15 protein-coding genes are annotated in these 22818 nt (G+C 40.2%); 10 read left to right on the top strand and 5 right to left on the bottom strand.

Annotated elements, in window-relative coordinates:
- Nucleotides 1–28 precede the first annotated feature (28 nt).
- Together BGO42_RS03385 and BGO42_RS03380 are read right to left on the bottom strand one after the other, a co-directional pair.
- Nucleotides 29–601: a 5-formyltetrahydrofolate cyclo-ligase gene (locus tag BGO42_RS03385; RefSeq protein WP_273245982.1), complete on the bottom strand. Its 573-nt coding sequence runs from the start codon at nucleotides 599–601 to the stop codon at nucleotides 29–31.
- Nucleotides 594–1568 carry a succinylglutamate desuccinylase/aspartoacylase family protein gene (locus BGO42_RS03380; RefSeq protein WP_273245984.1) on the bottom strand — a complete coding sequence of 325 codons (975 nt, stop codon included), beginning with the start codon at nucleotides 1566–1568 and terminating at the stop codon, nucleotides 594–596. The genes BGO42_RS03385 and BGO42_RS03380 overlap by 8 nt, the downstream gene beginning before the upstream one ends.
- 126 nt (nucleotides 1569–1694) lie before the next feature.
- Here BGO42_RS03380 and uvrC point away from each other — a divergent pair, with 126 nt between their 5' ends.
- The 10 genes from uvrC (at nucleotide 1695) to BGO42_RS03330 (ending at nucleotide 17950) form a co-directional block, all read left to right on the top strand.
- Complete coding sequence (uvrC, locus tag BGO42_RS03375; RefSeq protein ID WP_273245985.1) at nucleotides 1695–3500, top strand: excinuclease ABC subunit UvrC; 1806 nt, start codon at nucleotides 1695–1697, stop codon at nucleotides 3498–3500.
- 1 nt (nucleotide 3501) lies between these two features.
- Nucleotides 3502–5703 carry a patatin-like phospholipase family protein gene (locus tag BGO42_RS03370; RefSeq protein WP_177731133.1) on the top strand — a complete coding sequence of 734 codons (2202 nt, stop codon included), beginning with the start codon at nucleotides 3502–3504 and terminating at the stop codon, nucleotides 5701–5703.
- 113 nt (nucleotides 5704–5816) lie between these two features.
- Nucleotides 5817–7454 (top strand): amino acid permease, encoded by a 1638-nt coding sequence (locus BGO42_RS03365; protein ID WP_273245986.1) that lies wholly within the window; start codon nucleotides 5817–5819, stop codon nucleotides 7452–7454.
- Between the two features lie 249 nt (nucleotides 7455–7703).
- Complete coding sequence (locus tag BGO42_RS03360) at nucleotides 7704–8864, top strand: homogentisate 1,2-dioxygenase (protein ID WP_177731137.1); 1161 nt, start codon at nucleotides 7704–7706, stop codon at nucleotides 8862–8864.
- Between the two features lie 82 nt (nucleotides 8865–8946).
- Nucleotides 8947–10107, top strand: coding sequence for a 4-hydroxyphenylpyruvate dioxygenase (gene hppD / locus BGO42_RS03355; protein WP_177731140.1), 1161 nt, complete (start codon nucleotides 8947–8949; stop codon nucleotides 10105–10107).
- Nucleotides 10108–10403: 296 nt separating this feature from the next.
- Nucleotides 10404–11180, top strand: coding sequence for a DUF3108 domain-containing protein (locus BGO42_RS03350; RefSeq protein WP_177731142.1), 777 nt, complete (start codon nucleotides 10404–10406; stop codon nucleotides 11178–11180).
- Nucleotides 11180–12106, top strand: coding sequence for a tryptophan 2,3-dioxygenase family protein (locus BGO42_RS03345; RefSeq protein WP_177731144.1), 927 nt, complete (start codon nucleotides 11180–11182; stop codon nucleotides 12104–12106). Before BGO42_RS03350 ends, BGO42_RS03345 begins: the two co-directional genes overlap by 1 nt.
- A 26-nt stretch (nucleotides 12107–12132) precedes the next feature.
- Nucleotides 12133–13362: a M23 family metallopeptidase gene (locus BGO42_RS03340; RefSeq protein WP_177731146.1), complete on the top strand. Its 1230-nt coding sequence runs from the start codon at nucleotides 12133–12135 to the stop codon at nucleotides 13360–13362.
- The gene (gene pgi, locus BGO42_RS03335; RefSeq protein ID WP_177731148.1) at nucleotides 13363–14973 is read left to right on the top strand and encodes a glucose-6-phosphate isomerase; all 1611 of its coding nucleotides are present in this window, start codon (nucleotides 13363–13365) and stop codon (nucleotides 14971–14973) included.
- Nucleotides 14974–15172: 199 nt separating this feature from the next.
- Nucleotides 15173–17950, top strand: coding sequence for a TonB-dependent receptor (locus tag BGO42_RS03330; RefSeq protein ID WP_177731150.1), 2778 nt, complete (start codon nucleotides 15173–15175; stop codon nucleotides 17948–17950).
- A gap of 79 nt (nucleotides 17951–18029) precedes the next feature.
- On the opposite strand, the gene BGO42_RS03325 is transcribed toward BGO42_RS03330, so the two are convergent.
- The 3 genes from BGO42_RS03325 to BGO42_RS03315 all read right to left on the bottom strand — a co-directional run bounded on the left by BGO42_RS03325 (nucleotide 18030) and on the right by BGO42_RS03315 (nucleotide 22674).
- Nucleotides 18030–18674: a DsbA family oxidoreductase gene (locus tag BGO42_RS03325; RefSeq protein ID WP_273245989.1), complete on the bottom strand. Its 645-nt coding sequence runs from the start codon at nucleotides 18672–18674 to the stop codon at nucleotides 18030–18032.
- 12 nt (nucleotides 18675–18686) lie between these two features.
- A complete protein-coding gene (mfd, locus tag BGO42_RS03320) occupies nucleotides 18687–22001 on the bottom strand; it encodes a transcription-repair coupling factor (RefSeq protein WP_394353042.1) in 3315 nt (1104 codons plus the stop codon).
- Between the two features lie 85 nt (nucleotides 22002–22086).
- Nucleotides 22087–22674, bottom strand: coding sequence for a hypothetical protein (locus tag BGO42_RS03315; RefSeq protein WP_177731156.1), 588 nt, complete (start codon nucleotides 22672–22674; stop codon nucleotides 22087–22089).
- Nucleotides 22675–22818 lie beyond the last annotated feature (144 nt).

The raw sequence follows: 22818 nt of genomic DNA, 5'->3' as shown, positions 1-22818 counted from the left end.
AGATAATATAAAAAAGGGTGATCTTTAATCACCCTTTTTTTATTGAGTATGTCTGATGAGGCGTAACGATATAATCCAGTTGCACATCCTGCGGAATGGTGTCAGGAATGATTGCTTCGGCTTCAAAAAAGGAAAGCCCTACTTTGATGATGTCTGTCCTGCATTCGGCTAGGAAAGTGTCGTAAAAGCCCTTTCCGTAGCCTACGCGGTGCCCGTTTGTGTCAAATGCCAAAAGCGGTACAAAAACCACATCTATTTTGGAAGAAGGCACTTCGATCCCGTCAACCGGTTCCGGAATATTGTACTCGTTTTTCCTGATCCGGGTATTGTCGGTTAGCAGGAAATGCGTCATTTTACGGGTTTCAAAATCCGATTTCGAAATAATGATGTCTTTGTCTTTTCCGGCCAGTATCTGCAGGATAAATTCGGTGTCAACTTCTTTGTGCTCGGTTATCGGCAGGAATAAATGATAATAAGTTTTATTCCAGATGTCCAGTTGCAGCAGCCTGTTGGCAATAGCCAGGCTTTGCTCTTCCACTTCATCCGGCGAAAGCTGCCGGCGTAATTCCTTATATTTTTTTCGAAGCGCTTTTTTATTCATTGCTGAGGGAAGTTGAAATATGATAAATGGCATCTCCCTGGTACACTATGGGAGCATCGTTTACATTGATGATATAGCCCGAATTGGGCGCTTTGAGCCTGTGCTCGATCTTGCCGTACGGATCGGAAATGGTTGCCAGTAAATCACCGCGTTCCACATAACGGCCCACTTTGGTATGACCGTGAAACATTCCGGAATATTTGGCGCGGATCCAGCTGGATTTATTAATGTAAATGCTCTTGTCTTCGGGTATATGCGTTTTCTTTCGTCCGTTGAGCATGTCAAAATGATGTAAAATCCTTTTGGCACCTTCAACGCCCTGTAAAGTAATTTCGTCATTAAAATCATTTGACTTTCCGCCTTCAAACAGTAACATCTTGACCCCTAATTTATGACAGGAATTGCGGAAAGAACCACTGATGTTTTTGGAATACAGCGTGAAAGGAGCATGAAACACATCGGCCAGGTCTTTTAACTCCTTGTTATCCGGAATGATCCGGATCTGTGCGGCATTAAAACGACTGGCGCCGCCGGCATGAAAATCAATAGCATAATCCACATGCGGGATAATCTCCTTTAGCAGGTAATAGGCAAAACGGCTGGCAAGCGAACCCATTTTACTTCCGGGAAATACGCGGTTCAAATCCCGTCCGTCCGGAAACTCCCGGGTTTTGTTCACAAATCCGAAAACATTGATAATCGGAATACAGATAACCGTGCCGCTTTTCGGTTTGTTGATTTTCTGTATAATCAACTGCCGGACAATTTCTGTTCCGTTAATTTCATCGCCATGAAGGCCGGCTGTGAATAAAACGGTTGGGCCGGGAACTTTGGAACGTTCAACGATAATCGGGATTTTTAATTTTGTCATCGTGTGAAGCTTGGCAATTTCCATATTGATGGTCTTGCTTTCACCCGGTAAAACAGTCTCTTTTAGGATGGTAATATCCTTATGCTGGTAATTCATAATTGTAATCAAAAGATAAAAATATACAATTATAGCGTACCGGCGCTAAGTTGTGGGTTGTTTTTCGCTTTTCAGAAATGTTATTCGTAATTTTGAATTAAATTCCGATAAAACAGAACCGCATCAATGAGTATTCCTTCTTTAGAACTTCAAATACAAACATTACCCGATAGTCCCGGGGTATATCAATATTATGATAAAGACGGAAAAATATTATATGTCGGGAAGGCTAAAAACTTAAAGAAAAGGGTTTCCTCTTATTTTAATAAAATCCACGATACGGCAAAAACCAATGTGCTGGTTAAAAAAATTGTATCGATCAAGCACATCGTTGTGCCTACGGAAACCGACGCGCTTTTATTGGAAAACAACCTGATTAAAAAATTACAGCCGCGGTATAACGTCCTGCTAAAAGACGATAAAACCTATCCCTGGATCTGTATCAAGAAAGAACCTTTTTCGAGAATATTTCCAACCCGTAACATGGTAAAGGACGGCTCGGAATATTTCGGGCCCTATACCAGTTTTAAAACGGTACATACGCTTCTGGAGCTAATCAAGGAATTATACCCGCTGCGAACCTGTAATTACGACCTGAGTAAAGCCAATATCGACAGCGGAAAATTTAAAGTCTGCCTGGAATACCATATCGGTAACTGTAAAGGACCCTGTGAAGGATATGAAACGCTGGAAAATTATCAGAAACATGTCAATGCCATTCGCGAAATTCTCAAAGGGAACTTTAAAGAAAGCTTAAAAGACTTTAAAAAACACATGACCGAACTGGCAATGGACATGCGGTTTGAAGAAGCCCAAAAAATAAAAGAGAAAATCGAAGTGCTGGAAAATTACCAGTCCAGATCGACAATCTTAAATCCGAAAATATCCAATATCGATGTCTTCTCCATCGTTTCCGATGAAAGTATGGCCTATATTAACTTTCTTCAGATTTCGCACGGGGCGATTGTCCGTTCACACACGATGGAGCTGAAAAAGAAACTGGAAGAAACCGACCAGGAACTGCTGGAACTCGCTGTTGTGGAACTTCGCGAGCGTTTTCACCTCAATTCAAAGGAAATAATAGTGCCTTTTGAAATAGATATGGGTGAGGCCATCCGGGTAACGGTACCGAAACTGGGCGATAAAAAACAGATTCTGGACCTGTCGGAACGCAACGCGAAATACTATCGTCTGGATCAGCTGAAACAAATTAAAATTGTAGATCCGGACCGCCATACCAACAGGATTATGGCGCAGATGCAGAAAGACCTGCGTTTGCCGGTGGAACCACGGCATATAGAATGTTTTGATAACTCCAATATCCAGGGAACGAATCCCGTTGCCGCCTGTGTGGTGTTTAAAGACGGAAAACCAAGTAAAAAAGATTACCGCCACTTCAATATCAAAACAGTGGAAGGACCCAATGACTTTGCTTCAATGGAAGAGGTGGTATACAGGCGGTATAAGCGCCTTTTGGACGAAAACGAACCGTTGCCGCAGCTAATCATCATTGATGGCGGTAAAGGACAGCTGTCGTCGGCGCTAAAAAGCCTGGATGATTTGGGTCTGAGAGGTAAAATTGCAATTATCGGCATAGCCAAAAGACTGGAAGAGATTTATTATCCGGGTGATTCGGTGCCTTTGTATCTGGATAAAAAGTCGGAAACACTAAAAACGATACAACATCTTAGAAATGAGGCGCATCGTTTCGGAATCACTTTTCACAGGGATAAAAGAAGCAAGAGTGCGCTGCAGACTTCGGTGGAAACCATTCCCGGAATTGGCGAGAAAACGATGATTGCGTTACTAAAACATTTTAAATCTGTTAAAAGATTGACTTTGGCAACGGAAAAAGAAATTTCTGACGTTGTGGGGCTTTCAAAAGCCAAAAAAATTACCGAATTTTACAAAGCAACCAATGCTACTAAGTAACATGAAAAATATATTACTGCTATTTTTAAGCTTTTGTTTAGTACAATCGGTGTTCTCACAGGAAAAAAGACCTAAAGTAGGGGTTGTTTTGAGTGGTGGCGGAGCAAAAGGCCTGGCACATATTGGTGTGTTGAAAGTGTTGGAAGAAGCCGGTGTTCAGGTTGACTATATCGGCGGAACCAGTATGGGTGCCATCATCGGCGGTCTGTATGCTTCCGGATATTCCGCCCGGCAATTGGATTCCATTTTTCGCGAAGTCGATTCCGACGCGCTGTTACAGGATTATATTCCCCGTTCCTCAAAGAGTTTTTTTGAAAAACGAAACGATGAAGTGTATGCTTTAGCCTTACCTTTTAATAATTTCAAAGTAGGCGTACCAACAGCCCTTTCAAAAGGATTGTATAACTATAACCTCTTAACGCGGTTAACGAACCATGTGCGCCATATCCGCGATTTTAACGAACTGCCGATACCGTTTGTCTGTATCGCCACCGATATTGAAACCGGAGAAAAAATTGTGTTGCGAAAAGGTGTATTGCCGCAGGCTATTCTGGCAAGCGGTGCTTTTCCGTCGTTATATTCTCCTGTGGAAATAGACGGAAGAATACTCGTAGACGGTGGTGTTGTGGATAATTACCCCGTTGAAGAACTGAAAAAAATGGGCGCCGATGTGATCATCGGAGTTGACGTTCAGGATGGTCTAAAAGACAGGACAACAATAGGCGGTGCCACCGGAGTGCTTTTGCAGATCACCAATTTTTCGATGATTGAAAAAATGGAAGCCAAAAAAAAGGCTACCGATATTTATATCAAGCCTAATATTCACGGGTATTCTGTGATTTCTTTCGATCAGGGAGGTGAGATTATCAAAAAAGGTGAAGAAGCGGCTTTTACCGTTTATGAAGATCTGGTTAAATTGGGCGCCATCGCCAGTAAGTCAAGGCTTTTTGAACCAAGACGATTAACAGATACCTTAAAAGTTGCCGATATACATGTAAAAGGACTGGAAGGCTATACCCGAGCCTATGTTTTAGGGAAGCTGCGCTTTCATCCCAATTCAAAAATAACCTATGCCGCATTAGACAAAGGCATTAATACCCTGAATGCTACACAAAACTTTAGTACAATTTCCTATTCTTTTGATGAAGCCGAAAAAGGAGACAACCTGATCCTGACGCTTAAAGAAAATCCGATAAACCGCTATCTGAAATTCGGTCTGCACTATGATGAACTGTTTAAAAGTGCCTTATTGCTGAATGCGACCCAGAAAAAATTCATACTTAAAAATGATGTTATTGCCCTGGATGTTATTTTAGGGGATAATTTCAGGTATAATCTGAATTACTACATAGACAACGGTTTTTACTGGAGTTTCGGAGTGAACTCAAGATACTACAGGTTCAATAAAAATGTGGCCACCGATTTTAGCGACGGTCAGCTGCTTCGGGATCTGGGATTGAAATCGATTAATGTTGATTTTTCGGATTTTACCAATCAGATGTATTTCCAGACCGTTTTTGCGCAGAAGTTCCTGATCGGCGCCGGACTGGAACACAAACATTTAAAGATCAGATCGTCCACGCTGGAAAATAATTCGCCGATTTTAACAAGTGATAACTATTTTTCCGCTTTTGGAAATTTAAAATACGACTCCTTCGATCAGAAGTACTTTCCGAAAAGAGGATGGTATTTCTTTGGCGATTTCAGAACGATTTTATACTCGGATAAAGGCGAAGACCATTTGAGCCAGTTTTCAATTGCCAAAGCCGATGCCGGAATCGTGAAGACATTCTTTAAAAAGCTTTCGCTGAAATTGCAATCGGAAGCCGGATTTACCATCGGTAACCGTTCCGTTCCGTATTTTGACTTTGTTCTGGGGGGTTACGGATATACGACCATCAATAATTTCAGGCATTTTTTAGGCTACGACTTCCTGAGTATTGCCGGGGATAGCTATATAAAAGGAAGCGGTACGCTCGATTATGAGTTCTATAAAAAGCACCATATTAACTTTACGGCCAACTATGCTAATGTGGGAACAAGGATTTTTCGTACAACTGACTGGTTTTTAAAGGCACAGTACTCCGGATATGCTTTGGGATACGGATTTGAAACCTTAATTGGCCCGATTGAGATAAAACACAGCTGGTCACCGGAAACGAAAGAAAATTACACTTGGTTTAGTGTAGGATTTTGGTTCTAAAATTGCAGGAAACGTTTAAAAAGCGACATTTTTTATATTAAATGGTATTTTATATGTGAATGTTTTTAAAAAATTCTATTTTTGAAAACTAAAAAAACCAAAAAACTTATAATATGTCAATTTGGAAACGAAAACCTTTAGGACAATTGCTTGAAGAAGCATCCGAGTCTGAGAAGGGATTAAAGAAAACATTAACAGCCCCCGGATTAACTGCATTAGGAGTTGGGGCTATTATCGGAGCAGGACTTTTCTCTATTACAGGATTGGCAGCCGCTACAAATGCCGGTCCGGCCATTACAATTTCCTTTGTGGTAGCCGCTATAGGCTGTCTTTTTGCAGGATTGTGTTATGCTGAATTTTCATCGATGATTCCGGTTGCCGGTAGTGCCTATACGTATTCCTTTGCGACTATGGGTGAGTTTATCGCCTGGATTATCGGATGGGATTTAGTGTTGGAATATGCCGTTGGAGCAGCCACCGTTTCCATTAGCTGGTCGCGTTACCTCATTAAGTTTCTCGACGGTTATGGCATTCACCTCAGTGAGTCGTTAACACATTCCCCTTTTGAAGGCGGAATCATCAATATCCCGGCGGTTTTAATCGTAATGGTAATGTCTTTGGTTTTAATGAGAGGGACAAAAGAGTCTGCTTTGGTTAACGGAATCATTGTTTTACTAAAAGTGAGTGTTGTTTTAGTGTTTATCGCATTAGGATGGCAGTATATCCGTCCGGAAAACTATACGCCATATATTCCGACTAACACAGGAACATTCGGTGAATTTGGTTTTACAGGAATTATCCGTGCAGCAGCAATTGTATTCTTTGCCTATATTGGTTTTGATGCTGTTTCAACAGCCGCACAGGAAGCTAAAAACCCAAAAAGAGATATGCCAATCGGGATTTTATTATCCTTAACGATTTGTACCGTATTGTATATTTTGTTTGCTCACGTAATGACAGGAGTGGTAAATTATTCCGCTTTTGCAGGTGCGGACGGTATTGCTCCGGTAGCAATTGCCATTGACCACATGGGAACAGCAGATGCTTCCGGAATGATTACCCCGGCTTTCCCATGGTTGAACAAAGCGATTATTTTAGCTATTCTTGCCGGATATGCTTCGGTAATTTTAGTAATGTTAATGGGGCAAAGCCGTGTTTTCTTCTCGATGAGTAAAGACGGATTAATGCCAAAAGTGTTTTCGGAAGTACATCCGAAATACAGAACACCTGCAAAAAACAACCTGTTATTCATGTTAATCGTGAGTTTGTTTGCAGCATTCGTACCGGCTAGAGTTGTTGGGGAAATGACGAGTATCGGTACCTTATTTGCCTTTATCCTGGTTTGTCTGGGTGTATTGGTAATGCGTAAAAAAATGCCGGATGCACCAAGAGCATTTAAAACACCATTAGTGCCGTTAGTGCCGATATTGGGAATTTTTGTATGCTTGTTCATGATGGTATTCTTACCATTGGATACCTGGATTCGTTTGATTGTATGGATGATGATTGGTTTTGACCTTTATCTTTTCTACGGAATGAAAAACAGTATTTTAAACAAGGGAACGTTTGATAAGAGCAGCTACAAAGTAGTAAGCCTGTCCGGAATAGGGATGGTTATCGCTTTGGTAATTGTGGCTTTTGTTCACCACTCGAACCCTGAAATTGATGACACCTTCCTTTTTTACTTCTCCTTGGTATTCTCAGCAATACATGCTGTGATATATGCATTGAGTTATAAAAAGAACAAATAAGAACGTTTTAGTTTAAAATTCCCAAAAAAATGTCAGTAATGCTTTTTTTGGGAATTTTTATTTTAAGGGATTGTGATTAATTCCGATATTTGTATGATTATGAGTTTACATTGGGAAGGCTTATTAGGACTGTTAAAATACCTCATTAAGAGAAATCCGGAATGAGAGTATTGGTTTATGCTAAAATATTTCAACAGCGCTGAGCGAAAATCAGGATGCTATAGTTTAAATTTTTTAAATTAAAAAAATATGCCATTTTATCATAAATTAGGACAAATTCCACCAAAAAGACATACGATTTTCCGTAAACCAAACGGAGACTTATACTACGAGCAGCTTTTTGGAACTGTTGGATTTGACGGTATGTCAACCAATATGTATCACGAACATCGTCCGACACAAGTAAAAGAAATCCGCAAGCAATACAATGTTGCTCCTAAGATTGCAAAAGATAACAACATCCAGTCATACCGGCTGAGAGGATTTCAGGTTCAGCCTGAAAATGATTATCTGGAAAGCAGAAAGGCCGTTTTAACGAATAGTGACTGTACTATTATACTTGCTGCTCCAAAAGAATCGACTCGTGATTATTTCTATAAGAATACAGATGCGGATGAAATGATTTTTATCCACAGAGGTACCGGGAAATTAAGAACGATGCTGGGGAATCTTGATTTTAAATATGGTGATTACCTGATTGTTCCGCGAGGGATGATTTATAAAATCGATTTCGATACAGACGATAACCGTTTGTTCATTGTAGAGTCAAGAAGACCTATCTATACTCCAAAAAGATACCGCAACTGGTTTGGCCAGCTTTTAGAACATTCTCCTTTTTGTGAAAGAGACATCCGTCGTCCGGAAGAACTGGAAACGTATAATGAAAAAGGCGACTTTGTAATCAAAGTAAAAAAGAAAGACGAGATTTTTGAAATGGTATATGCTACGCATCCTTTTGATGTAGTGGGATATGACGGATTCAACTATCCGTATGCTTTGTCTATTCATGATTTCGAACCGATTACAGGAAGAATTCACCAGCCGCCACCGGTACACCAGACTTTTGAAACGGATGCTTTCGTGGTTTGCTCTTTTGTACCCCGATTATATGATTATCACCCGGATGCAATACCGGCTCCTTATAATCACAGTAACATTGACAGTGATGAAGTACTGTATTATGTGGATGGTGACTTTATGAGCCGAAACGATATTGAGGCAGGGCATATTTCATTACACCCGGCAGGAATCCCGCATGGACCGCACCCCGGAGCTGTTGAAAGAAGCATCGGTAAAACCGAAACGCAGGAATTGGCCGTAATGGTCGATACCTTCAAACCGTTAATGGTTACCGAAGAAGCAATGAAAATTGCAGACGATAAGTACTACCAATCTTGGTTAGAGCACTAATTCTTAGAAATAAAAAACAAACAACAAACATTTGAGCTATTCGTTAATTAATTAAGGAATAGCCGCTTAAAATATTATTACAATGAGTAAAGAAGTAAAATCAGTAGAATACGGATTAGAAAAAATATTTGAGGGCGCTCAGGATTTTCTGCCGCTTTTAGGAACGGATTATGTAGAATTCTATGTAGGGAACGCAAAACAGGCAGCACACTATTACAAAACAGCATTCGGATACCAGTCATTGGCTTATGCAGGATTGGAAACCGGTGTTAGAGACCGGGCTTCTTATGTTTTGAAACAGGACAAAATCAGATTGGTGCTGACAACGCCTTTAAATGCCGATTCGCCAATTAACGACCATATCGTTAAACACGGTGACGGAGTGAAAATTGTGGCACTTTGGGTTGAGGATGCAACAAAATCGTTCGAAGAAACTACAAAACGCGGTGCGCGTCCGTTTATGGAGCCAACAGTTGAAAAAGATGAGTTTGGTGAAGTAGTTCGTTCCGGAATCTATACTTATGGTGAAACGGTTCACATTTTTGTGGAACGTAAAAACTACAACGGTGTATTCTTGCCGGGTTACAGAGCCTGGGAATCAGACTACAATCCGGAGTCGGTTGGATTGAAATACATCGATCACATGGTAGGAAATGTGGGATGGAATGAAATGAATACCTGGGTAAAATGGTATGAAGATGTGATGGGATTCGTAAACTTCCTTTCTTTTGATGACAAACAGATCCATACAGAATACTCCGCTTTGATGAGTAAAGTGATGTCTAACGGTAACGGACGTATTAAATTCCCGATCAACGAACCGGCTGAAGGTAAAAAACGTTCACAGATTGAAGAATATTTGGATTTTTATAACGGACCGGGTGTACAGCACATCGCCATTGCTACTGACGATATCATTTCGACAGTTTCCCAATTGAAAGCAAGAGGTGTTGAATTTTTATCGGCTCCGCCAAAATCATATTATGATGCTATTCCGGCAAGATTGGGCGAACACATGGAAATGATGAAAGAAGATATTGCAGAACTGGAGAAGTTAGCCATCATGGTTGACGCGGATGAAGAAGGATATTTATTGCAGATCTTTACGAAGCCTGTTGAAGACAGACCAACGCTGTTTTATGAAATAATTCAGCGAATGGGAGCCAGAGGATTCGGTGCCGGTAACTTCAAAGCATTGTTCGAATCTATCGAAAGAGAGCAGGAATTAAGAGGAACTTTGTAAAAAAGGACTTTTAACTGAGAATATTTCAAAAACAATGCTTCAAAAAGGCTGTTTTTTGCTAATATTGTGTTAAAGTTAAAAATTGATTTGTAAATCAACAAAAACTGTATACCTTTGCACTCGCAAAAATGAGGCGTCATAATCCTCAGATTTGTGAAATAAATTTTCATAATTTATAGTTTTTTGGTTGGTTAATAGCATAAAAACTCAGTCATTCTTTTGGCTGAGTTTTTTTGTTTCTTATTTTTGGAACAGAAATTGTAACTTGTTATTTCGAATGTTAAAAAATGAGCCTCATGAAAAAAACGGTAATATTATTTTTCCTCCTGATAACGGCAGTTACTTTTGCTCAAAAAGACAGTGCTTACGCCGCCGGTGAATGGTTTAAGTTTAGGATTCATTACGGGATCGTAAATGCAGGTTATGCCACCATGGAAGTTCAGGAAGCAGTAAGAAATAATAAAAAAGTTTTCCATATTCTGGGAAATGGCTACACTACAGGAATGACAAAATTCTTCTTCAAGGTTGAAGACGATTATCAAAGTTATATAGACAAAGAAACCGGGAGACCGTACCAGTTTATTCGGAAAATAGACGAAGGCGGCTATAAGAAAAACCAGGAAGGCTTTTTTAATCAAACAAAAAAAACAGTTTTTGTTAAAGATTATGAAAAGAACACTGAAAAAACATTTTCAGTGCCGGAAAACGTGCAAGATATTGTATCTTCATTCTATTATTTGAGAAATCATCCCAAAATAGACAAGTTGAAAGAAGGCGAAGCCATCGTGATCGACATGTTTTTTGATGATGAAACATTTAAATTTAAGCTAAAATTTATCGGTAGAGAAGATATAAAAACTAAATTTGGGACCATTTCCACGATGGTATTCCGACCTTATGTTCAAGCTGGACGCGTTTTTAAAGAGCAGGAGAGTTTAACAGTTTGGATATCAGACGATGACAATCGTTTGCCGATCAGAGTGAAGGCGAGCTTGGCAGTGGGTTCACTGAAAGCGGATTTGGATGGATTCAAAGGACTTAAAAATTCTTTCAAAATTAAAGTTAACCAATAATGAAAATTACCCCGGAGATTCAAAATAAAATTGATGAAATAGATGCGAAATATCAGGCTATAAACCAAAAGACCGAAACCCATTTGGAAGGGATGCTTTGGTCTAAGCCGATAACGTATTGGGATTATATACAAACAGACCCGCTTTTGAGTCTGCAGGTTCAAAGAACCACGCTGCCTGATGAGATGGTTTTTATCATGTACCACCAGGTAAACGAATTGCTTTTCAAAATGATCCTATGGGAAATCAACCAGGTATCCCACTGCGAAAAGCTTACTACTTCGCTGTTTACAGACAAACTGATGCGCATTAGCCGTTATTTTGATATGTTAACCACTTCTTTCGATATCATGAAAGAAGGTATGGCAGTTGAACAATATTTAAAATTCAGAAACACCCTGACGCCGGCCAGCGGTTTTCAGAGTGCACAATACCGTTTGATAGAATTTGCTTCAACAGATCTGATAAACCTTATCGATCACCGTTTCAGAGCAACAATAGACCGAAACACACCATACGAGCATGCTTTTGAGCATTTGTACTGGCAGGCTGCCGGAAAAGACTATAAAACAGGTGAAAAGTCCTATCTGATCAAAGAGTTTGAAAAGAAATACAAAAAGAGTTTCCTAGAACATATGGAGGAATTCAACACCATTAACCTTTGGAAAAAATTCAAACAGCTGCCGGAAAAAGACCAGCAAAACGAAGAACTGATACAGGCAATGCGCCATTATGACAAAACCGTAAACATTACCTGGGTAATGGGTCACTATAATGCCGCTGTTAAATATATTGAGAGTGTGCCGGGAACGCAGGAAGCTACCGGAGGAAGTGATTGGAAAAAATATATGTTGCCAAAATATCAAAGAAGGATATTCTTCCCGGAACTTTGGTCGGATATAGAATTGGAAAAATGGGGAGAATAAAAGAATAACCACAAAACCTACAAGAATTGAAGTATATTGCCATCATATTATTATTAACAACATTATTCGCCTGTAATAAAAAAGAGGAAAAGCAAGTTAAAGAAACAAAAGTAAAAAAAGAGAAAATCCTGGTAGAATACGGTTTTACTCTTAATGATTTTAAAGTCGTAAACGATACGATAAAATCAGGAGACAGTTTCGGAAAGATTTTGGGTGCCCAAAACTTTGACGCCGCTAAGATTCATGAAATTACAGAAAAAGTAAAAGACAGCTTTAATGTTCGCGATATTAGAATTGGGAAGCCATATACGCTACTGCAAAACAAAACGGCTCCGCATGATTTAAAGGTTTTTATCTATCAGCCGGATAGAATGACCTATTATGTGGTGGATCTGCGGGATTCTATTGCTGTGCACAAAAAACAACGTCCGGTTACGATAAAGCGAAGAACGATTGCTGCGGCAATAGACGGATCGGTGTCCGAAACCTTGAAAAGAGCTGGAGTGGACGCTTCACTGGCACCGCAGTTATCCCGTATTTATGCCTGGTCTATTGACTTCTTTAAAATTCAGAAAGGCGATAAATTTGCAGTAACCATTAACGAAAAATACATCAGCGATACCATTTATGCCGGAGTAGAAAGCATTGATGCTTCCTATTTTGAATACAAAGGAAAAAAAGTATATGCCTTTCCGTTTAAGCAGGACCCGAATTCAAAGCGGGTGGACTATTTTGATGAAGAAGGAAAAGTGCTGAAAAATATGTTTTTGAAAGCGCCTTTGAAATTCGTGAATATTACCTCACGTTTTACCAAAAGCCGTTTTCATCCGGTGCAGTTAAAATGGAAAGCCCATAACGGAACGGATTATGCAGCACCTACCGGAACACCAATCATGACAACCGCTTCCGGAGTGGTGGAACGAACAGGATATACGGCAGGAAACGGTAACTTTGTGAAAGTAAAACACAACGGAACCTTTGCCACACAATATTTACACATGTCGAAAATTTTAGTACGACAGGGACAACGGGTACAGCAGGGAGATGTGATTGGAAGAGTAGGAAGTACCGGACTGGCAACCGGCCCGCACGTGTGCTACCGTTTCTGGAAAAACGGGATACAGGTAGATCCGTTACGTCAGAAACTACCCAATTCCGAGCCTATGAGCTCAAAATACAAAGCGCGGTATATGGAATATATCAAGCCACTTAAAAAAGAATTAGACAGCGTTTCAATAGCTAAGTTTGGAGAATAAATGTTAGAAAATACGAATCCGACCGGAACAGTTGCATGGCAAAAATTGCGCGAGCATTTTCAGGACATGCAATTTGTGAAAATGCAGGAACTTTTTGCGAACGATGCCCAAAGAACGGAGAAATTCCATATTCTATGGAACGATTTTCTATTGGATTATTCTAAAAACAGGATTGAAAAAAAAACGCTTGACCTTTTAACAGCCCTGGCGGAAGAAGCCGGGCTGAAAAATGCCATCGCTAAATATTTTTCAGGAGATAAGATCAACTTTACAGAAAACAGAGCAGTATTGCATACGGCTTTGCGGTCTGCCGAAAAAGAAATACTTGTTGACGGGCAAAATATTATACCGGAAATTCATGCGGTAAAAAACAAGATTCAGCTTTTCTCGGAGCAGATTATTAACGGTGAAAAGAAAGGATTTACCGGTAAGGCTTTTACCGATATTGTCAATATTGGCATTGGCGGTTCCGACTTAGGGCCGGACATGGTTGTAGAAGCTTTAAAATTCTATAAAAATCACCTTACGTTACACTTTGTTTCGAATATTGATGGCGATCATGTTGCCGAAAAAATAAAAAACCTGAATCCGGAAACCACACTATTTGTGATTGTTTCCAAAACATTCTCTACGCAGGAAACGCTTACCAATGCCGAAACCATAAAAGAATGGTTTTTAAATTATGGCCAGCCGGAAGCTATTGCAAGCCACTTTGTAGCGGTTTCGTCAAATCTTGACAAGGTAGCCGGATTTGGAATTGCGGCTGAGAATGTCTTTCCGATGTGGGACTGGGTAGGCGGCCGATTCTCGCTGTGGAGCGCCGTTGGCTTATCGATTAGTCTTGCTGTAGGGTATCCAAATTTTGAAAAACTATTAAAAGGTGCCAATGAAATGGATCTGCATTTCAAAACGGCGGCTTTCGATCGCAATATTCCGGTTGTTTTAGGATTGCTGAGTATCTGGTACAATAACTTTTTTGAAGCAGAAACGGAAGCGATTATACCGTATTCCCATTACCTGCAAAAACTGGTGCCGTATCTGCAGCAGGCATTTATGGAAAGCAACGGAAAACAGATTAACAGAGAAGGCTATCCGGTGAACTATCAAACCGGAACAGTTGTCTGGGGCGAACCGGGCAGTAACTCCCAGCATGCTTTTTTTCAGTTAATTCATCAGGGAACAAAACTGATTCCTGCTGATTTTATCGGTTTTGTAAACTCGCTGCACGGCAATAAAGACCATCATGACAAATTGATGTCCAACTTTTTTGCACAAACGGAAGCACTTCTTAACGGTAAAACGGAAGAAACGGTGAAAAAGGAAAGTAATGTTCCGGAATTTCTGGTGCCTTTCAAAGCATTTGACGGTAACAGACCTACGAATACACTGTTAATTAATGCACTGACTCCCGAATCTTTAGGAAGTCTGATAGCGATGTATGAACATAAAATATTTGTTCAGGGCGTGATCTGGAATATATTCAGTTACGACCAGTTTGGCGTTGAATACGGGAAGTCATTAGCCACTACAATACTGAAGGAAGTGACTGAAAATAAAATAGATAGTCATGATTCGTCTACAAAATTTCTCTTAAAGCATTATTTGAAATAGGGTTTTACTATTTTTTGGAGTAAAAAAATCAATAGTCTTTATTTTTAAGGTTAAATTAAAGTTAAAAAATGAATTATTCTCTTTTGGCGAGTGAATAATTGATAATACTTCAAAGTATTAACGTTTATTAACATTAATATAACTTTAGGAATCAATAAAACTTTGAACTTTGCGGAAAATTTAAAAACACAACTGCAACATGAGAACTCTGAAAAATTGGCTACTGCTTGCGCTAATAACGTTAGTGTCAACAGTTTCTTTTTCACAAACAAAAATTACAGGTACTATCATTGATGGAGAACTAAAAGGCACTTTACCGGGAGCCAGCGTTCTTATCAAAGGAACTACTGAAGGAACTACTTCTGATTTCGACGGGAAATTTACGCTAAGCACTACAGCAACAACCGGAGAAATCGTTATTTCTTTTATAGGATATGCAACAAAAACGGTTGCTTTTAAAGCGGAAGCCGGCAAAACAGTAAATCTTGGAAATATCGTAGTACAATCGGACTCCAATACTTTAGAAGATATCGTTGTTAAAGCGGGTGTTGCCGATATCGCAAAAGACAGAAAAACACCGGTTGCCGTTTCTACAATTAAGGCAGCTGAAATTCAGGAAAAATTAGGAAATAAAGAATTTCCGGAAATCTTAAACAGTACACCATCGGTTTATACTTCAAAACAAGGTGGTGGTTTTGGTGACTCAAAAATCAATATTCGTGGTTTCGACCAGCGTAATATTGCCGTTATGGTAAATGGTATGCCGGTTAACGACATGGAAAACAGTTCTGTTTACTGGTCAAACTGGGCAGGACTTTCCGATGTAACGTCTGCTATGCAGGTACAAAGAGGTTTAGGATCTTCTAAACTGGCGATTTCTTCTGTGGGAGGAACGATCAACGTATTGACAAAAACATCCGACTTAAAAGAAGGTGGTTCAGTGTCGTCAATGGTAGGAAACAATAATAATCTGAAATTACTGGCAACCTATTCTACCGGAAAAATGAAAAACGGTCTTTCTGCAGCAGTGCTATTCAGCAGAACAAGCGGTGACGGTTATGTAGATGCAACCAAATATGAAGGATACAATTATTTCATTGGTTTAGGCTATGAAATAAACGACAAACACGATATTCAGTTCACTTTTACAGGTGCACCGCAATGGCACGATCAACGTAGTAATGCACCAACAATTGCAGAGTACCAGAAATATAGCAAAGACGGTGATCCTAACATTCGTTACAATGGTGACTGGGGTTATCTGAACGGGAAAGAATATTCATTCAGAACCAACTACTATCACAAACCGGTAGCGTCTATTAACTGGGATTGGAAAATCTCTGATAATATGAAATTATCCTCGGTATTCTACGGTTCATGGGGACGTGGAGGAGGATCTACAGTAACTGGAGGTATTAATAAATTCCGATACAATGTAAGCGAATTGAGAAATGCAGACGGATCAATCAATGTTGATAATATTTATGCATACAATTCCGGACAGACCGTTTATATTAATGGTATGCCTTATACCAGAACCATGATTAACGGACAATACCAGAATGATTCCAGTACACCGGGAGCAACCAATACCTCAAACGGTATTTCTAAAATATCCTCTGTTAACTCTCACAACTGGTACGGAAGTATCATTAAATTAAATACAAAATTCGACGAGAAATGGTCAATGGATTTTGGGGTTGATTTAAGAATGTACAAAGGAATGCACTACCAGGTATTGAATGACTTATTAGGAGGTGATGTATTCAATAACAGAACTTCAGATATCAACAATCCGCAGAAATTATTCACAACAGTATACAATACAAGACCAAACGGAAATCCTTTTTCGGATACCAGCTACCAGCAGGCAATTAACTTCAACAATGATGGCGATGTAAACTGGTACGGTGCTTTTGCTCAGGTGGAGTATAATGTGGAAAACTTCTCTGCTTTTGTTCAGGGAGCGATTTCAAACCAGGGCTTTAAGAGAGTAGATTACTTCAAATATCTGTCATCAGATCCGTTATCGTCAACACCGTATGAAAACATATTGGGAGGAAACGTTAAAGCAGGTGCCAACTATAACATTAACGAGCAGCACAATGTGTTTGTAAACGCAGGTTATTACTCAAAACAACCATTCTTTAACGCGGTTTATCCGGGTAATGCGAGTCTTGTAAACCCGCTTTTAACAAACGAGAAAATTACAGGTTTTGAAGCAGGTTACGGTTTCCGTTCTTCAATCTTCAATGCAAACGTAAACGTGTACCATACAACCTGGAAAGACAGAAACCTGAGATCAACAGATTTCAGTACAAGTAACCCTGGCGGATATTATGATTTCACAGGACTTACAGAAGTTCACATGGGTGCTGAATTGGATTTCACGGTTAAAGCTACCGATAAATTAAAAGTGAACGGTATGTTCTCTTACGGAGACTGGTTCTATAAAGGAAACAGTGCCAGTAAAAACTACGATGTTAGCAATAACCAGGTAGGAGCAGACGGAATCGTATATCTGGATAAAGTAAAAGTGGGTGATGCTGCACAAATCACAGCGAGCTTAGGTGCTTCTTATGAAGTGGTAGAACGCTTAAAAGTGGATGCAAACTACAGATATGTAGATAAATTATATGCTGCTATCGATCCTACGGCTTTCTCTAAGGAAAACAATAAAGGATCTTTGGAATTGCCATCTTTCGGATTGGTAGACACGGGATTGTCTTATAAAATGTTAGTAGGCAAAGACAAAGCAAACTCGGTTAACTTCAGAGTAAATGTGGATAATTTATTTGATAAAATATACATCGCTGAATCAAGAACAAATATCCATGCTACGGATAATGTGAGTTCTGCTGCAGGTGCGCCTACATATCAGGCTGCCGGAAGAACCTATCAGGGTGTAGCAGATGCGAACCAGGTATTCTTCGGATTCGGAAGAACATGGAACGTATCTATTCGTTACGACTTTTAATTCGCAATCGTTCATAATGAAAAAAACCTCCCGGTCGCAAGATCGGGAGGTTTTTGATTTTATAAAAAGTACGAAACGCTTAAAATTGGTTTTCTTCCTCAAAAACGCCCTGTAAGGTCTCTAAAAAATGCTCGGCAGGCTGAGCGCCCTTAACGGCATATTTGTTGTTTAAAACGAAATAGGGAACCGAATTGATGCCGTATTCGTATGCCTGCTCCTGATCGGCTTTTACTTCCTCGGCAAATAAGCCGTTATCATAAACATTCTGGATATCGGAAGCCGGCAGTCCAAAACGTGTTCCGATAGCAATCAGCTCCGGAATGGCATCGATATTTTTTCCTTCTGTAAAGTAAGCGCTGAATAGCGCGCCTTCAACCTCATTCTGAACCCCTTTCGTTTTGGCGAAAGCAGAAAGCTGATGTGCGCGGAAACTGTTGGCAGGAATGGCTTTTTCAAAATGAAAATCCAGTCCGGCATCTTTGGCAATGGCCGTTGCATGATCATGCATCCTTTCGGATTCTTCCACGCTGATTCCTTTTCTGTTTGCCATACTTTCGGCAGCAGAAATAGTAGTATCGGTAACCGCTTCCGGATCCAGCTGAAAAGCCCTCCAGATTACCGTTACCTTGTCTTTGTGCTCAAACTGAGCCAGTGCCTTTTCAAATTTTGTTTTTCCGATATAACAAAAGGGACAGCGAATGTCACTCCATATTTCTATTTTCATAAATTTCCTTTTTTAATTCATCATTTCCATTAACTCCAGGGCGCGTTTAATGGATTTTACATTTTCAAAAGTCAATAACAGTCGCAAACCGTTTTTCGTTTCCTTTTCTTTCATTTTGCACAAATTGCCCTGCTGCTGTACAAATCGCAGTACATTGTGAAAACGTGCCGACTGGTAGAAATCCGATTGCTGGTCGGCAACAAAATAACCCACCATCTTGCCTTGCTTTAAGATGAGCTTCTCAATACCCATTTTTGTAGCGATCCATTTAATGCGGATGCTGTTCAGTAAGGCAACAGCCTGTTTCGGCAATGGCCCGAAACGGTCAATTAACTTTTGTTCATATACTTTCAGGTCTTCCTCCGTTTTAATAACACTCAGTTCGTTATACAGGTTCAGACGCTCCGAAATATTGTTGATATATTCATCCGGGAATAAAAGCTCGAAATCGGTATCAATCTGGATATCTTTTACATAGTCTTTGGTTTCGATATCATTCTCTTCCGGATACAGATCCTTAAATTCGTTTTCTTTTAATTCCTCGATGGCTTCATTCATAATTTTCTGATAGGTATCAAAACCGATCTCATTGATAAAACCGCTTTGCTCACCACCCAGTAAATCGCCGGCACCTCGGATTTCAAGGTCTTTCATCGCAATATTGAAACCGCTCCCCAGTTCGCTGAACTGTTCCAGTGCCTGGATACGCTTCCGGGCTTCCTCCGTCATGGCAGAATAAGGCGGGCAGATAAAGTAACAGAACGCTTTTTTATTGCTTCGTCCAACGCGTCCGCGCATCTGGTGTAAATCCGACAATCCGAAATTATTGGCATTGTTAATGAAAATAGTATTCGCATTCGGCACATCCAGTCCGCTTTCAATGATGGTTGTAGCAACCAGGACGTCAAACTCGCCATCCATAAAGGCAAGCATCAGCTCTTCCAGTTTTTTACCGTCCATCTGACCGTGTCCTACGCCAACTTTGGCTCCGGGAACCAGACGCTGGATCATTCCGGCAACCTCCTTGATATTCTCAATACGGTTGTTGATAAAATAAACCTGTCCGCCGCGTTCAATTTCATAGGAAACAGCATCGCGTATTATTTCTTCATTAAAACCAACAACATTGGTTTCTATAGGGTAACGGTTGGGCGGAGGTGTCGTAATAACCGATAAATCCCTTGCCGCCATTAAGGAAAACTGTAAGGTTCTCGGGATAGGCGTCGCGGTTAACGTCAACGTATCGACATTCTGGGCAATCGTTTTTAATTTGTCCTTAACGGCTACCCCAAACTTTTGCTCCTCATCAATAATCAGCAAGCCCAGATCTTTAAAAACAACATTTTTATTAACCAGTTGGTGGGTTCCGATGATGATATCGAGTTTACCGCTTTCCAGATTTTTAAGAATCTCCGTTTTTTGCTTGGCAGTACGGAAACGATTCACATAGCTCACGTTAACCGGCATGTCTTTTAACCGGTCGCGGAAAGTTTTGTAATGCTGGAAAGCCAGAATTGTGGTGGGTACCAGGATGGCAACCTGTTTGCCGTTGTCTACCGCTTTAAATGCGGCACGAATCGCGACTTCCGTTTTTCCGAAACCAACATCACCGCAAACCAGACGGTCCATCGGTCTGTCGTTTTCCATATCGGCTTTCACTTCCTGTGTGGCTTTAGACTGGTCCGGCGTGTCTTCATAAATAAAAGAACTTTCCAGTTCCGCCTGCAGGTAACTGTCGGGCGCAAAGGCAAAACCTTTATCCAGTCGGCGTTTGGCGTATAATTGTATCAGGTTAAAGGCGATATGTTTAACACGTGCCTTCGTTTTCTGTTTTAAAGTCTTCCATGCAGAAGAACCTAATTTGTATATTTTGGGCGGCGCACCGTCTTTTCCGTTGTATTTGGAAATTTTATGCAGCGAGTGAATACTCACATACACGATGTCGTTATCGGCATAAACCAGTTTTATCGCTTCCTGTGTTTTGCCTTCCACCTGGATTTTCTGCAAACCGCCGAATTTCCCGATGCCGTGGTCAATATGCGTTACATAATCGCCTACCGATAGTGTGGTAAGCTCTTTTAACGTGATATTCTGTTTTTTTGAATAACCGTTTTTAAGATTGAATTTATGGTAACGCTCAAAAATCTGATGATCGGTATAACAGGCAATCTGGTTTTCTTCGTCTATAAAACCCTGGTATAACGGAGCCACGATGGTTTTATACTGCTTCCGGATGTTTTCGTGATTCGCCTCATCAAGGGTCTCGAAAATATCGTGGAAACGTTTTGCCTGGCCTTCATTGGAACAGAAAAGATAATTCTTGTAACCGTTAAAATGATTGTCGTTCAGGTTGTTTAAAAGCAAATCGAACTGCTTGTTAAACGAAGGCTGCGGCTGGGTGTGGAATTCCACCGTTTTCTGCGTTCTGAAAATGGGTTTTGAAGCAAACTCCACTATGGTAAAATCCAAAGCCTTCTTAACGAAAGAAGTCTGGTTTAAAAACATGGTTTCCGGAGTGGCATGCTGGATCTCTTTCGATAGCTTTTCGAAAGCCTCATTGGCCTTGTCAAACAACTTGTCCAGTTTGCTCAGCAGCAAATCGGTATTCTGGATAAAAATAACGGTTTGCGGATTGATATAGTCTAAAAAGCTTTCGCGGTTTTCCTTCAGGAATTTGTTTTCCACATTCGGAATGATCGTGATCTTTTTCTGCTTTTCAATAGAAAGCTGTGTTTCTACGTCGAACGTACGGATACTGTCCACTTCGTTTCCAAAGAACTCCATACGATACGGATTGTCGTTGGAAAAAGAGAACACGTCAATAATACCACCCCGAACCGAAAATTCTCCGGGTTCGGCCACAAAATCAACTCTTTTAAAATTGTATTCGAAAAGCACCTCGTTGATAAAATCAATCGAGATATTATCGCCGGTAGCCACTTTCAGCGTGTTTTTGTCCAGTTCCTTCCGCGTAACCACCTTTTCAAAAATCGCATCCGGATAGGACACAATTATGGAAGGCTTTTTACGGGAATTGATGCGGTTCAGCACTTCGGCACGAAGGAGAACATTCGCATTGTCGGTTTCTTCAATCTGGTACGGACGGCGATACGAACCGGGATAGAACAAAACGTCCTGGTCGTTTATCAGGTTTTCCAGATCATTTAAATAGTAAGCCGCTTCTTCTTTATCCTGAAAAAGAAGCAGAAAAGGCAGGTCGCTTTTTGAAAAAAGGGATTGTACGACAAAAGACAGGGAAGAACCAACCAATCCTTTCAGATGCAGTTTGTTTTCTCTTTTTTGCAGCTGGTCTGCCAAAAGACTCACTTTTGAAGACTTTTCGTATATGTTTACTATATCGGGTTTCAAAAAATAGATGGTTTAAAGTTGATGGGAAATAAATCCCAGCAGTTTATTTTTTAGGCTCTGAAAAATTTGCTCTGGCACGGCGCACGGTGTCAAGCGCCTGTAACATTTCCGTTTCTCCAATTTCTTTAGGAATTTCCATTTTATAAAGAATTTCATCCATTTGGGTTTGTACGGACATTACTTCTTCCGAAACTTCATGAATTAACGAAATCACTTTTTTAGTCGGGATATAATCCAGGGAAATAAAGGTTTCCAGCGATTTAACTTTGGTGTTCAAAGTCGACAGACGGCTTTTTACCGCAGGCGTATTGAAAATCACCGGGATATTATTGGTTAGCGAATCCGATTTTTTAACCAGGGTGATCGTCTTTAGCTTAAAGGCATTCAGGGTGCTTTTCGGTTTCTGAGCCAGTTCCTGTTTGAACTGGCGCCATTCTTCCCAATTCTGGATTTTGCTTTGTACTTTCGGACTTACGGCCGGAATGTCGAATTTCCAGTTGGAATTGATAATGGCAAAAACGGAGTCCCTTTGCTGTAACGATTTTTGATATTCGATCTCACGTTCATCCTTGTTGTTGCATGAAAAAAGAAAAAGAGAAAAACCCGCTAAAACCGCTACTATATATTTCATTTGTTTACTTAAAACGTTTGTATTAAACAACAAATTTACAAATGTTATCCAAAACTTCTTTTTTTATGGGAATTTGTTAACTAAAATTAATTGTCCGGTGAAATAATAGGGTCGGAAAGTAGCCTGTAGATTTCCTTGAATGCG

Origin of the sequence: Flavobacterium sp. 40-81, assembly GCF_001898245.1 — a bacterium.
Lineage (GTDB): Bacteria > Bacteroidota > Bacteroidia > Flavobacteriales > Flavobacteriaceae > Flavobacterium > Flavobacterium inviolabile.
The sequence above is the reverse complement of the archived record's forward strand: the minus strand, read 5'-3'. Positions and strand labels throughout refer to the sequence as shown.